Below are 12,407 nucleotides of genomic sequence, written 5' to 3' on the forward strand. Positions count from 1 at the left end.
CAGTTAACCTACCTATGCAACTGTCCAGAGTCCTGTCTAAATTATATAGCGTTAATCACCCTATATAATTTTATATTTTGTTGTTATGAAAATAAATTTGTAGAAATATCGTCACTAATGTAGTGCTAGTATCAAAATTATAAATAATAAAAAGGTCAGCATAAAGCTGACCTTTTATAAAGAATGAGTAATCAGTGATTCCTCACCTTATAGTTTGTGTGTAAGAAAGAGGGCTTAGCTGCCTTCTTTAACAAACAAATAGCCTTTACTACGAACAGTCTTAATACGTTTTGGATTTTCTGGATCATCACCAATCTTCGGACGAATGCGTGAAATGCGCACGTCAATTGAACGGTCCTGACCATCGTACTCAATACCACGTAAACGCTCGAAGATATCTTCACGAGATAAGATACGACCTGCATTAGAAGCCAATAGCCACAGAAGGTCATATTCAGCGCTAGTAAAGTCAACCAACTCACCGTTTAGAGTAACTGAGCGGCCACCATTATCGATAACCAGCTCACCAAACTCTAGGCGCTGTGGTACTTCTTCAGAAGGAGCGTTTTCAGAGCGGCGTAATAGAGCGCGGATACGAGCCAGTAGTACGCGTGGCTGTGCAGGCTTAGCAACGTAGTCGTCAGCACCCATTTCTAAACCCAATACTTGATCCATGTCTTCTGTACGAGCAGTTAACATCAAGATTGGGCTGTGATAATGAGGACGTACTTCGCGGCAGACCGTTAGACCATCACTACCTGGCAACATCACATCTAGCACAACCAAGTCAGGTTGTTCATTAATGATACGGCGAATGGCACGGTTACCATCCGTCTCAATAGCGACATCCATACCATTCTTAACCAAATAATCTTGGGTTAACATGGCCAGACGCTCATCATCTTCAACGATCAAAATTCGTGGGGTTTGTTCTTCTTCACCTATAGACATTATTATTTCCTCAAAAAAATGAAACCTTAATCAGGATCTTTTTTAACGTGTTCAAGTTGATATATTAATAAACTATTACAAGCTAAGTATATATACATTGAGCCATAATGTAATTAGTAATATACTTAATATTAGCATATAAAAAAACAGCCTAGTATAGGCTGTTTGATTATTTTGATAAGCAGTTAACACATACTCAACAGTTGACGCTGGCTGGCGTAGATTACCTTACGCACGGTTACGATATTTTCTGATCGTTTGTAACTGTGCCACAGACTCTGCAAGTGAAGCCAGTGCAGCGTTTGTCTGTAAAGTTTCAGACTGGTTGACAAGCATTTGTTCTGCTTGTTTACGAGCTTCAATAATTTTCGCTTCGTCTAAGTCATGTGCACGTACTGCAGTGTCTGCAAGTACAGTGACAAGCTTAGGCTGAACTTCTAAGACCCCACCAGAAACATAGATAACTTCTTCACTACCATCTGGTAATTGGATTCTCATTGAGCCCGGCTTCAATAGTGTAATAAGTGGGGTGTGACCCGCTAAAATACCCACTTCACCTTCAATACCCGTCGCAATTAACATACTGATCTCACCAGTATAAATCTCTTCACGAGCACTAACTACTCGGCACTGTAAGGTTGCCATGCGACTCTCCGTTATAAACTCATTAACTTGCTAATTAATATTAACATCAAACTTGGATAGGTGATAATTTAATATCTCGGTAAGCATGACAAAGTTGTCTCCAACTTTGTCATGCTTATTTAACGACTATCTACTTGAGCTGTAGCGATTAAGTTACGCTGCAGACTTCATTTTTTCAGCTTTCGCCACAACTTCATCGATGCTACCCGCCATGTAGAAAGCTTGCTCTGGTAGATCATCGTACTTACCGTCTAAGATATCACGGAAGCTTGAGATGGTGTCACGTAGTGATACGTACTTACCAGGTGCACCGGTGAATACTTCTGCTACGTGGAATGGCTGTGATAAGAAACGCTGGATTTTACGAGCGCGGTATACCACCATCTTATCTTCTTCTGAAAGCTCATCCATACCCAAGATTGCAATGATGTCTTTCAGCTCTTTATAGCGCTGTAGAACTTCCTGAACACCACGAGCTACGTTATAGTGCTCTTCACCGATTACTAGTGGATCAAGCTGACGTGAAGTTGAGTCTAGTGGGTCAATCGCAGGGTAAATACCTTGTGAAGCAATATCACGGCTTAGTACAACTGTCGCGTCTAAGTGAGCGAACGTAGTAGCTGGTGATGGATCCGTCAAGTCATCCGCAGGTACGTATACCGCTTGGATAGAAGTAATAGAACCAGTCTGAGTTGAAGTAATACGCTCTTGTAGTACACCCATCTCTTCCGCTAGTGTTGGCTGATAACCTACTGCTGATGGCATACGACCTAGAAGTGCTGATACTTCAGTACCGGCTAGCGTGTAGCGGTAGATGTTATCAACGAATAATAGAACGTCTTTACCTTTACCGTTTTCATCTTTTTGATCACGGAAGTACTCAGCCATAGTCAGACCGGTTAACGCAACACGTAAACGGTTACCTGGTGGCTCATTCATCTGACCATAAACCATCGCAACTTTTGAGTTGGTGAAGTTTTCAACGTCAACAACACCCGCTTCTTGCATCTCGTGGTAGAAGTCGTTACCTTCACGAGTACGCTCACCCACACCAGCGAATACTGATAAACCTGAGTGCTTAAGAGCGATGTTATTAATCAATTCCATCATGTTTACGGTTTTACCAACACCGGCACCACCGAACAGACCAACTTTACCCCCTTTAGCGAACGGACAAAGTAAGTCAATTACTTTAATACCTGTCTCTAATAGGTCAGTACTGTTAGCTTGCTCATCATATGATGGCGCTTGACGGTGGATTGACCAATGGTCTTCAGAATTAACTGGACCTTGTTCGTCAATTGGACGACCTAAAACGTCCATAATACGACCTAAAGTCGCATCACCTACTGGAACTGTAATTGGGGCACCAGTGTTTGTTACTGGTAAACCACGCTTAAGACCTTCAGTAGATCCCATTGCAATAGTACGTACCACACCATCGCCCAGCTGCTGCTGAACTTCTAGGGTGGTTTCGGTACCATCTACAACTAACGCGTCATAAATTTGAGGCACGTCAGTGCGGTTAAACTCGACGTCAATAACTGCGCCAATAATCTGTACTATACGACCGCTACTCATGGCGTTCTCCTTGAACTTCTAAAAATATAGGTATGTCAATTAGGAAACAGCAGCAGCACCGCCGACAATTTCCGAAATCTCTCGGGTAATTGCCGCTTGACGCAGCTTGTTATAAACTAACTGTAAATCATTAATTAGGTCACCAGCATTATCCGTAGCGGCTTTCATCGCTACCATACGTGCTGACTGCTCTGAAGCAATGTTTTCCATGACCGCTTGATATACGATAGACTCGATATAACGGCCAAGTAAACCATCGACAAGTGTCTTGGCATCAGGCTCGTAGATATAGTCCCAGTTGATTTCCGTGCGGATACCTGAGTCTGAATCAATAGCATCCTGCGGTAATGGAACCAGCTGACTAATCATTGGCTTTTGTGTCATTGCGTTTACAAACTTATTGTAAACCACATAAATGCGATCTAAGTGACCTTTGGCATAATCATCAAGCATGGCTTGAACCGGAGCATTTAATTGCTCAAAGCTAGGATTATCACCATAATCAGTGACTGCTGAAGTAACTTTGCCGCCAAAACTCTTGAAAAAGCTAACGCCTTTAGAGCCGATTACAGCAAACTCAGCTTGCACAGACTGGTCTTGAAATTCTTGAACATGATGCATCAACTGTTTAAACAAGTTGATGTTCAATCCACCAGCCAAACCACGATCAGAAGTCACTAAAATATAGCCTACACGATTTACCTGACGGCTAGTCATATAAGGGTGCTTATAATCTGAAGAGGCGTTTACTAAGTGTGATACCACACGACGCATATTATCAGAATAAGGACGACCCACTTCCATACGCTCTTGAGCACGGCGCATTTTACTGGCGGCTACCATCTGCATCGCACGCGTAATTTTCTGCGTACTTTTAATGCTAGTAACCTTAGCACGAATTTCTTTTAAACTTGCCATAACATTTCCAATTCGGCGGGGTTTAAATGAGGGTTAATCTATTACACACATTTCAAATAGTGCGATTAGCTTCACTAATCGCACCTTTGATTATTTAGAACGTGTGGTTTTGTAGGAACGTTTCCACTGAAGCTTTCAAACGGCCTGCAATATCATCATTGTAATTTGCAGTGTCGTTGATTTCTTTCATAAGATCAGCTTGTTCGTCATACATGTAACGTAGGTAAGCTGCTTCCCAGGCGCCGATTTTTTCAACTGGGATATCAGATAAATAACCTTCGTTAGAAGCATAGATAACTGCGGCTTGTTCAGCAACTGACATTGGAGCATACTGCTTCTGTTTCATCAGTTCAGTCACACGCTCACCGTGTTCTAACTGTTGCTTAGTAGCATCATCTAGGTCAGAGGCGAACTGAGCAAACGCTGCCAACTCACGGTACTGAGCCAATGCGGTACGAATACCACCTGATAGCTTTTTGATGATCTTAGTCTGAGCAGCACCACCAACACGTGATACTGAAATACCAGCGTTAACCGCAGGACGAATACCTGAGTTAAATAAGCTTGATTCTAAGAAGATCTGACCATCTGTAATCGAAATTACGTTGGTTGGTACGAATGCAGATACGTCACCTGCTTGCGTTTCAATAATTGGTAGAGCAGTTAAAGAACCAGTTTTACCTTTTACTTCACCCTTGGTGAACTCTTCAACATATTCTGCGTTTACACGTGAAGCACGCTCTAGTAAACGTGAGTGAAGATAGAAAACGTCACCTGGATAAGCTTCACGACCTGGTGGACGACGTAATAGTAGTGAAATCTGACGATACGCTACGGCTTGTTTTGATAGGTCATCATAAACGATTAATGCGTCTTCACCGCGGTCACGGAAGTATTCACCCATAGTACAACCTGAGTATGGAGCGATATACTGTAGCGCTGCTGGCTCAGAAGCTGAAGCAACAACAACTGTGGTGTATTCTAATGCGCCTGTTTCTTCCAGCTTACGTACTACGTTAGCAATGGTAGAACGTTTCTGACCAATGGCCACGTACACACACTTAATACCAGAATCTTTCTGAGCAATAATAGCGTCAATAGCTAAAGCTGTTTTACCAGTCTGACGGTCACCAATGATAAGCTCACGCTGACCACGACCGATTGGAATCATGGTATCAACTGCTTTATAACCAGTCATTACAGGCTCATCAACTGATTGACGGGCAATAACACCTGGAGCAATTTTTTCTACTTTATCAGTTAGCTGAGCGTTGATAGGGCCTTTACCATCGATAGGGTTACCTAAAGCGTCAACCACGCGGCCTAATAATTCAGGACCTACTGGTACTTCTAAAATACGGCCTGTGCAGTAAGCTTTTTGACCTTCTTGAAGACCTAGGTAATCACCCAAAACAACCGCGCCTACGGAGTCTTGTTCAAGGTTCAATGCCATACCATAGACATCGCCTTCAAACTCAATCATCTCACCGTACATTGCATCTTCAAGACCATGAATCTGTACAATACCGTCAGATACTTTGACAATAGTGCCTTCATTCTTAGCGGTTGCACCTGTATCAAGGTCTTGAATTCGCTGCTTAATCAGTTGACTGATTTCTGCTGGATTCAATTGTTGCATTGCCTTGTTTCCTTTAATTTGTGATTGCCTGCTTACTCGCCGGATATAAAGCTTAAACTCTTCTAAAAATGTGTTGAAGATAAAATATAAATTAAGCTTTTAATGATAATTTATTTTGATTACAGGTTAACTAATAAGCAACATCAACTATCATTATTATTAATAATGCGTTAAGCAGTTAGCTGTGTTTTTAACTGTTTTAATTTTCCACGCACCGAGTCATCAACAAGCTTGTCCCCAATTTTAATGGTGGCACCCGCTAATAAACTAGGATCTACATCTTCATGAAGAATCACAGATGCATTTAGTGATTGTTCTAATCGACTTTGAATCATAGTACGTTGCGCGTCGTCTAACGGATAGGCAGACGTTACGTATACGTTTACTTGCTTAAGTGCTTTCGCGCGATGTAAACGATATTGCTCTAATACCTGTGGTAATAGGCTCAAACGCTCTTGTTCGGCAAGTTGATGCACAAAGTTTTTGATGGGTGTTGTTGCTACTGATAACTGATTAGACGACTGCCCCTGGGTAGAGGTTGCGTGTTCATCATAAATGCTGATTAGTGCTTCAGCTTTTTGGTCAGCAGTAACAGCGGGGTTATCTAGCATTTGCACAAAGGCAGAATCACCGACCACGCTACTTGCGATCAGCAAGAAATCTTCCCACTCACCAATGACTGAGTTTTCATGCGCATAATCAAATGCTGCCTTGGCATAGGGTCTCGCTAGTGTAGATAATTCAGCCATTATGTCCTCTTAGCCACATATTTGATGAAAAACTTTATATAAAACAAACCAGGTATAAGAAGTTGATTAGAGGTAAAGAGCCCTACTATCGCCGGTTTATAAAACCATAATTACTGCCAAAGCAGTTTATTATGAAATTCTATAAAGCTGAAGCTGAGTCACTTCAGCTCATCAACAATAGATATTAAGACTTATAATTTACCGCTTAAAGCTTAGCTGCCAATTCTTCTAACATTTTGGCATGCTGCTGCGCATCAACTTTGTCTTTTAGAATTTGTTCAGCACCTAGTACTGCAAGCTCAGACACTTGGCTGCGTAAACCCTCGCGTGCTTGATTAATTTCAAGATCGATTGACTCACGGGCTTGTTGACGAATACGTTCGCCCTCAATTTCTGCCTGTGCTTTTGCTTCTTCGATAAGCTGGTTAGCGCTTTTATTTGCTTGCTCAATCAGTGCAGCAGCTTTAACTTTTGCTGATGCAAGTTCTTGCTCAACTGATTGTTCAGCATTTGCTAAGTCTGACTTTGCCTTTTCAGCGGCATTAAGACCTTCAGCGATTTTTTGCTGACGCTCTTCAATGGCACCCATTAAGAAAGGCCAAATAAACTTCATGCAAAATAAAACAAATATTGCAAACGCTATGGACTGACCGATTAGGGTTAGATTAATATTCACACGATCACCTCTTTATTAATAAAAATCAGTATCATTGACCATTCGATATCTGATATAGCATTCCAAATAATTGCGAATGGTCAACAGGGGTCACTGATGTTTAAATTAAGCTAGAGGGTTAGCGAATAATAATAACATCGCAATACCAACACCAATCATTGGCACCGCATCAAGAAGACCGGCTACAATGAACATGCGAGTTTGCAATTGTGAGCCTAATTCTGGCTGACGTGCAACACTTTCTAGGAATTTACCGCCTAGTAATGCGAAGCCGATACCTGTAGCTAGCGCGCCTGCGCCGATTAACAATGCTACTGCGATAACTGTGTAACCACCTAATACTGGATCCATTGATGTATCCTCATTTACCTATTGATTGATGAAAAATCTAACTAATTAATGTTCAGTTTGTGATGCTAGTGATAAGTAGATTATCGTCAACATCATGAAAATGAACGCCTGAAGGGTAATAATTAAAATATGGAAAATTGCCCAAGGTACTGATAATGCCCACTGAATCCAGAAAGGTAATAAGGCAATCAATACGAACACCAACTCACCTGCGTACATGTTACCAAATAAACGCAAACCAAGTGAAACAGGTTTTGCAATTAAAGTAACCAACTCTAGGATTAAGTTGACTGGGAATAATAGAATCTTAGCAATTGGGTTTGAAGCACTAAATGGGTGCATGGTTAGTTCACTGATGAAGCCACCAATTCCCTTCTCTTTAATGCTATAGCCAATGATTAAGAAGAATACCGAGAAAGACATCCCTAATGTAGCGTTGGGATCTGTTGTCGATACAATCTTAAAGTAAACATGATGTGGATCATGACCCATAGCAGCACCAATTTTTTGGGCTAATACTGGGATATAGTCGATGGGCATTAAGTCCATCAAGTTCATTAAGAAAATCCACACGAAAATTGTTAATGCTAAAGGTGCGATAAGTTTTGATGTACCGTTGTAAGAATCACGTACGTTTGTGTCCACAAACTCTACAATCATTTCAACTGCAGACTGTAGCTTACCTGGTACCCCAGCAGTCGCACGCTTTGCTACGAACCAAAATAAGGCACAAAATATAATACCAAGTCCAAATGACCAAAGCATAGTATCCAAGTGAATGGCATTAAAGCCCATTCGACCTGCTTCTTCAGCAGTATGGGCAACTTTCCAGCCTTCACCTGGCAAATAGCCAAAGGTCCAGTTGGTTAAATGGTGTGCAATATAATCAGACGAGGATATTTCAGCTGCCATAATCTAAGCTTCTTATAAGTTTGTGTTAACCATTAATTTATTTAGCAAAAAATACTTTGTTACTGAACACTTTACTACTTTTCTTACTTATACTTTGCTAAATAAATTTGGTGCTCAATTATTTCTGCCCTTATATTAATGCAGCAAGGTATAAGTGTAAAGAAAACGTTTATTTTTTTAACACAACCTTTCTGTATTTTTTATAAAATTAGAAATCTACTAAATTTTTTGATAGAACTTGCTGCGTATCATACACTGATTTGCTAGCTTTGTAACAATACTAGTTACAATGACTGATAACAATTATGTTTTTCGATACTGTCGCAATTTTTAATATCTTACTATTGCACTGATATGAGCCCTAAAATAACACGTGCGGGCTTCATAATAAATAGTGGTGAGCTGCTGTGGCTATTTGCAAGCTACTTTAACTATTTTTGCGAATCTGCCAGAGGCTTATAAAGTGTCCTATTTGCATTGCAATAAATCCAAATATGACAGCACCAGCAGAAATGGGTTGTATAGTGATAAACACTAGGGCAAAGCCTAACATAACCACAAACCACTTAATGATCTGACCCAGATACAGTTGGCCTACGATGGCCTGTCTGGCTTGTGCTCCGGTATATCGAAAAGCAAACCAAGCAAAGACACTCTGAGCAAACCAGTTAATAAAAGCCCCTAATGCTATCCCCTTCGGGATGAGTAGGTTGCTTTTAAGCAAAGTCATGTCTAGTAGCCAAGCTGCAACAATAATGATTAATAGACTGCTCGACCTAAGCCGGGCTTGTCGTCTTAACTGCACTCGTTGTAGCTGTTTACGTTCTGACGCTCGTAGGGGCGTATTTGAATGAGTAGTCATGACTTTTCTATAACACAAAACGCCGACTATTATAATGAGGGCTTAGGGGTAAAGCAAGAAAAAAAAGATTCTTTTGTCAAATACTTTTTTTATGCATATCTGTAAGTAATAGTTATTAACTGTATGAGATAAAGTTAACAAGTTATCGAGTACTTACAATAAACCCCCACCCTAGCCATCTACTGATAGCCGGCAATGACGAGAAGCCTAAGATAACAGGCGCTTGCCTCGAAGTCTAGCCAACGAGTCGTCATTACTCAGGTAGAGGTATTGTAACCAATTTTTTGAGCAGCGGTTAGTCGAATCAACACTGTTTAGTCAGATTTATTTAACACAGTTGTTGATATCATTCGCCACAGCCATCCAGCCTGAGATAAAGTCTTTTGCATTACTCATGTCTTCTTGCTGTACGGTGCTGTTAACTGGTTTTAATTTAGCAGTAGCGCCTTTATTGCTGTCAGATTGCAGTACAATACACATGGTGGGCTGTGGACGGTTTTTATTTAACCAATGAAACTGACTGGCTTTTGGCGGTAGATGATGGTCATGAGTCAATGCCCCTGCCAGCTGCAGGTTCAAAGCAGACTCGATATAACCAAAAGCATCATGATACGCCCAATAAGGTCGAGTTTTTTGGCTATTTTTTTGTACCTGAGCAACTGCATCGTCCATCTGTTTTGCAAATTGTTTTACATTAGCAGCATAAACTGCTTTATATTGAGGGTTGGCTCGGCTATAAAGAGAACCTAAAGCACGAGTAATGGCTTTTGCGTTAGCGGGATCTAGCCAGATGTGCGGATCTAAGCTTCCTGCAATGGGCTCCCCTTTTACATCACGTAAGGGCAGACGATCGAAAGCCTTAAATCGGAACAAACTAATATTGTTAGGGCTTTTGCCCACAGAGTTAACCAAATTTGATTCTAACTGATCTCCAAACCAGACCACATAACGACTGTCTTTGACGGTTTTCATGTCGCTTGGACTAAGGCTACCATGATGGCCAACATCCCCTGGTTGTAATAACAGCTTACCAGAGGGTGCCCCTTTGGTAACAGCTTCACTCAGTAGAAACAAAGGGTAATTACTTACCGCAATTTCAGTCTTGTTACGGATATGCTCTGGAATCACTTTCATTCTGGGTCGTGATTTGTCTGCATAGCCTTGAGGTTCTGTATAAGCTTGACTATGCTGATGATCATCATGAGCGTGGTCATGGTGCTCATGGTCACTGTGGTCGTGATGATCTGCAGCACTGGCTAAAGGAGCAGCTGTCATTATTAAAGAGACCGCTAAGCTCCCTACAAATAGACGTTTAAAGGGCAAAAAACTAGCAGAGATGTGCTTAACTGTGGGCATAATATTCTCAGTTGATGCAATTAAACAAAAGCTTTCTTAAATGAAAGGAACGAAATGATTTATAGTAGATATGTTATACTATAACAATTTAAATATTAAGACCTTTTTAAAAAAAATAACACCTTAGTTTGAGGTTATCTATGATTGATGATGCTGTAACCCCCTCTACTGCTTCGACTCAGCCGTGCGAACATCAGGGCGCACACTCACATGATGTTCATAATTTGTCTCCTGAGGAGATTGAACAACGCCTACAAGCGGCGAAGCAAATCTGTACTGACAAGCAGGCTAGGTTTACCCCTTTACGACGTACTGTGTATCAGCTAATTTTGGAATCGGATAAACCTCTAGGCGCTTATGACTTAATTCAAAGCCTACAGCAAGACCGCAAAAAGCATGCAGGAGACAAGGCAAAGATGGTAGCCCCTCCAACCATCTATCGCACTCTTGAGTTTTTATTGGAGCTAGGCTTTATTCATCAGCTGACATCGATCAATGCTTTTGTGCCTTGCTGTCACCCTCGCGATGAGCACAATGCAGTGTTTTTATTATGTAATGACTGTGAGCGTGTTCAGGAATTTAGTGGCTTACCGGTGCAAGAGATTGTCGGCTATGTCAAAAACGAGGTGGGATTTAAGGTTGAGCAAAGTGTAATGGAGCTAAAAGGCCTGTGCCAAACTTGCTCACCGGTAGCTTCTCATATCTCAGAGGACGCTTAACTCATGCCTATAACCCGCGATATCTCCTCAAAGCAAGCCCATCAGATTGACACTGAGTCGACACCGCTAATGACACTTAACCGTGTTGGGTTTGAAGTGAGTGCCCGTGGTCTAAGTAAATCTGATCTTGCCAGCTTAACAGATACGTCAATTACTGATACTTCAACTACTACAACAAAGCCATCCGGATCTAAATTAAGCGGCTGGCTTAGCGGGGCACGTTCGGCAAAAACGGCTGAAAAAAGTCCTGCAGACGCTCAGTCTAGAGTGCTATTAAGCGACATTAGCTTACAGATTTTGCCAAACGAAAAAATCAGCGTTATCGGCCCCAATGGTGCGGGAAAGTCCACCTTGATGAAGCTTATTCTAGGATTAATCCAGCCTACCTCAGGGCAGATTCACCGTCATGCCAATCTGCAACTAGGCTATGTACCCCAGAAGTTCACTGTGCCTGCTATTTTGCCCCTACGGGTACAAGATCTATTAGCGCAAACCAAAAAAAGACTCTCCGCAAGTGAACAAGATTTTTTATATAAGCGCCTATCAATAGTCCCGTTATTAAAAAAACAAGTGATTCATCTGTCAGGCGGTGAAACCCAGCGTATCTTACTGGCTCGTTCGTTATTGTCAAAACCCAACTTACTGATTTTGGACGAGCCTATGCAAGGCTTAGATCCTGAAAGTGAGCGTTGGCTGTATGAATTCATCGACGATTTACCTGACTTTTTACAATGTGCCATGGTTGTGGTGTCACACGACTTACATTGGGTGATGCGTGGTAGTCGCCGAGTAATTTGCCTGAATAAACATATCTGCTGTGAAGGTCAGCCAAGCGATCTTGAAGTATCGCAAGAGTTCAAAAAGCTTTTTGGCCATCAATATGAACAGCCTTATATTCATAAACCGCATGACTGCCAGCATCATGGCCCGCATACCCATTAATTAATGCATTGCCTGTTGCCAGAAGTGGGGGCTGTTTTGCTTTAAAAATTAAAATAGTTGCCTGCAAAAATAGTCACCCTCAATAACAATCGCCTTATTAAAATAA

Annotated in this window: 13 protein-coding genes; 2 read left to right on the plus strand and 11 right to left on the minus strand. The window is 41.4% G+C overall.

The genetic code is table 11. The annotated features are described in order from the left end of the window. Positions 1 to 234: 234 nt before the first annotated feature. The 11 genes from G561_RS0109465 to G561_RS14390 form a co-directional block, all read right to left on the minus strand. A complete protein-coding gene (locus G561_RS0109465; RefSeq protein WP_373277695.1) occupies positions 235 to 951 on the minus strand; it encodes a response regulator in 717 nt (238 codons plus the stop codon). Between the two features lie 228 nt (positions 952 to 1,179). Continuing rightward, positions 1,180 to 1,596 carry a F0F1 ATP synthase subunit epsilon gene (locus tag G561_RS0109470; RefSeq protein ID WP_028859343.1) on the minus strand — a complete coding sequence of 139 codons (417 nt, stop codon included), beginning with the start codon at positions 1,594 to 1,596 and terminating at the stop codon, positions 1,180 to 1,182. Positions 1,597 to 1,749: 153 nt separating this feature from the next. After that, complete coding sequence (gene atpD / locus G561_RS0109475) at positions 1,750 to 3,177, minus strand: F0F1 ATP synthase subunit beta (RefSeq protein ID WP_028859344.1); 1,428 nt, start codon at positions 3,175 to 3,177, stop codon at positions 1,750 to 1,752. A gap of 39 nt (positions 3,178 to 3,216) precedes the next feature. Further along, entirely contained in the window at positions 3,217 to 4,095 is an 879-nt protein-coding gene (gene atpG, locus G561_RS0109480; protein WP_028859345.1) for a F0F1 ATP synthase subunit gamma, read from the minus strand. A gap of 94 nt (positions 4,096 to 4,189) precedes the next feature. Next, positions 4,190 to 5,734 carry a F0F1 ATP synthase subunit alpha gene (atpA, locus tag G561_RS0109485; RefSeq protein WP_028859346.1) on the minus strand — a complete coding sequence of 515 codons (1,545 nt, stop codon included), beginning with the start codon at positions 5,732 to 5,734 and terminating at the stop codon, positions 4,190 to 4,192. Positions 5,735 to 5,904: 170 nt separating this feature from the next. After that, complete coding sequence (locus tag G561_RS0109490; RefSeq protein WP_028859347.1) at positions 5,905 to 6,483, minus strand: F0F1 ATP synthase subunit delta; 579 nt, start codon at positions 6,481 to 6,483, stop codon at positions 5,905 to 5,907. Between the two features lie 205 nt (positions 6,484 to 6,688). Next, a complete protein-coding gene (locus tag G561_RS0109495; RefSeq protein ID WP_028859348.1) occupies positions 6,689 to 7,159 on the minus strand; it encodes a F0F1 ATP synthase subunit B in 471 nt (156 codons plus the stop codon). 105 nt (positions 7,160 to 7,264) lie between these two features. After that, complete coding sequence (atpE, locus tag G561_RS0109500; protein ID WP_028859349.1) at positions 7,265 to 7,510, minus strand: F0F1 ATP synthase subunit C; 246 nt, start codon at positions 7,508 to 7,510, stop codon at positions 7,265 to 7,267. A gap of 45 nt (positions 7,511 to 7,555) precedes the next feature. Then, a complete protein-coding gene (gene atpB, locus G561_RS0109505; protein WP_028859350.1) occupies positions 7,556 to 8,422 on the minus strand; it encodes a F0F1 ATP synthase subunit A in 867 nt (288 codons plus the stop codon). A gap of 427 nt (positions 8,423 to 8,849) precedes the next feature. Further along, complete coding sequence (locus G561_RS0109510) at positions 8,850 to 9,284, minus strand: ATP synthase subunit I (protein WP_028859351.1); 435 nt, start codon at positions 9,282 to 9,284, stop codon at positions 8,850 to 8,852. A 324-nt stretch (positions 9,285 to 9,608) separates the two neighbouring features. Then, entirely contained in the window at positions 9,609 to 10,640 is a 1,032-nt protein-coding gene (locus G561_RS14390) for a metal ABC transporter substrate-binding protein (protein WP_227674004.1), read from the minus strand. A 140-nt stretch (positions 10,641 to 10,780) separates the two neighbouring features. Between G561_RS14390 and G561_RS14395 the strand changes: the two genes are divergently transcribed. Beyond that, entirely contained in the window at positions 10,781 to 11,359 is a 579-nt protein-coding gene (locus G561_RS14395; protein WP_081794432.1) for a Fur family transcriptional regulator, read from the plus strand. 267 nt (positions 11,360 to 11,626) lie between these two features. Continuing rightward, positions 11,627 to 12,301 carry a metal ABC transporter ATP-binding protein gene (locus G561_RS14400; RefSeq protein WP_167667702.1) on the plus strand — a complete coding sequence of 225 codons (675 nt, stop codon included), beginning with the start codon at positions 11,627 to 11,629 and terminating at the stop codon, positions 12,299 to 12,301. Positions 12,302 to 12,407: the final 106 nt, after the last annotated feature.

It is taken from the genome of Psychrobacter phenylpyruvicus DSM 7000 = NBRC 102152 (assembly GCF_000685805.1).
Lineage (GTDB): Bacteria > Pseudomonadota > Gammaproteobacteria > Pseudomonadales > Moraxellaceae > Psychrobacter > Psychrobacter phenylpyruvicus.

What these genes read in the sequence shown, in the direction of transcription:
- G561_RS14390 (WP_227674004.1), bottom strand. Translation starts at nt 10,640, where the DNA reads ATGCCCACAGTTAAGCACATCTCTGCTAGTTTTTTGCCCTTTAAACGT.
- atpE (WP_028859349.1), bottom strand. Translation starts at nt 7,510, where the DNA reads ATGGATCCAGTATTAGGTGGTTACACAGTTATCGCAGTAGCATTGTTA.
- atpA (WP_028859346.1), bottom strand. Translation starts at nt 5,734, where the DNA reads ATGCAACAATTGAATCCAGCAGAAATCAGTCAACTGATTAAGCAGCGA.
- G561_RS0109490 (WP_028859347.1), bottom strand. Translation starts at nt 6,483, where the DNA reads ATGGCTGAATTATCTACACTAGCGAGACCCTATGCCAAGGCAGCATTT.
- G561_RS0109510 (WP_028859351.1), bottom strand. Translation starts at nt 9,284, where the DNA reads ATGACTACTCATTCAAATACGCCCCTACGAGCGTCAGAACGTAAACAG.
- atpD (WP_028859344.1), bottom strand. Translation starts at nt 3,177, where the DNA reads ATGAGTAGCGGTCGTATAGTACAGATTATTGGCGCAGTTATTGACGTC.
- G561_RS14395 (WP_081794432.1), top strand. Translation starts at nt 10,781, where the DNA reads ATGATTGATGATGCTGTAACCCCCTCTACTGCTTCGACTCAGCCGTGC.
- atpG (WP_028859345.1), bottom strand. Translation starts at nt 4,095, where the DNA reads ATGGCAAGTTTAAAAGAAATTCGTGCTAAGGTTACTAGCATTAAAAGT.
- G561_RS0109465 (WP_373277695.1), bottom strand. Translation starts at nt 951, where the DNA reads ATGTCTATAGGTGAAGAAGAACAAACCCCACGAATTTTGATCGTTGAA.
- atpB (WP_028859350.1), bottom strand. Translation starts at nt 8,422, where the DNA reads ATGGCAGCTGAAATATCCTCGTCTGATTATATTGCACACCATTTAACC.
- G561_RS0109470 (WP_028859343.1), bottom strand. Translation starts at nt 1,596, where the DNA reads ATGGCAACCTTACAGTGCCGAGTAGTTAGTGCTCGTGAAGAGATTTAT.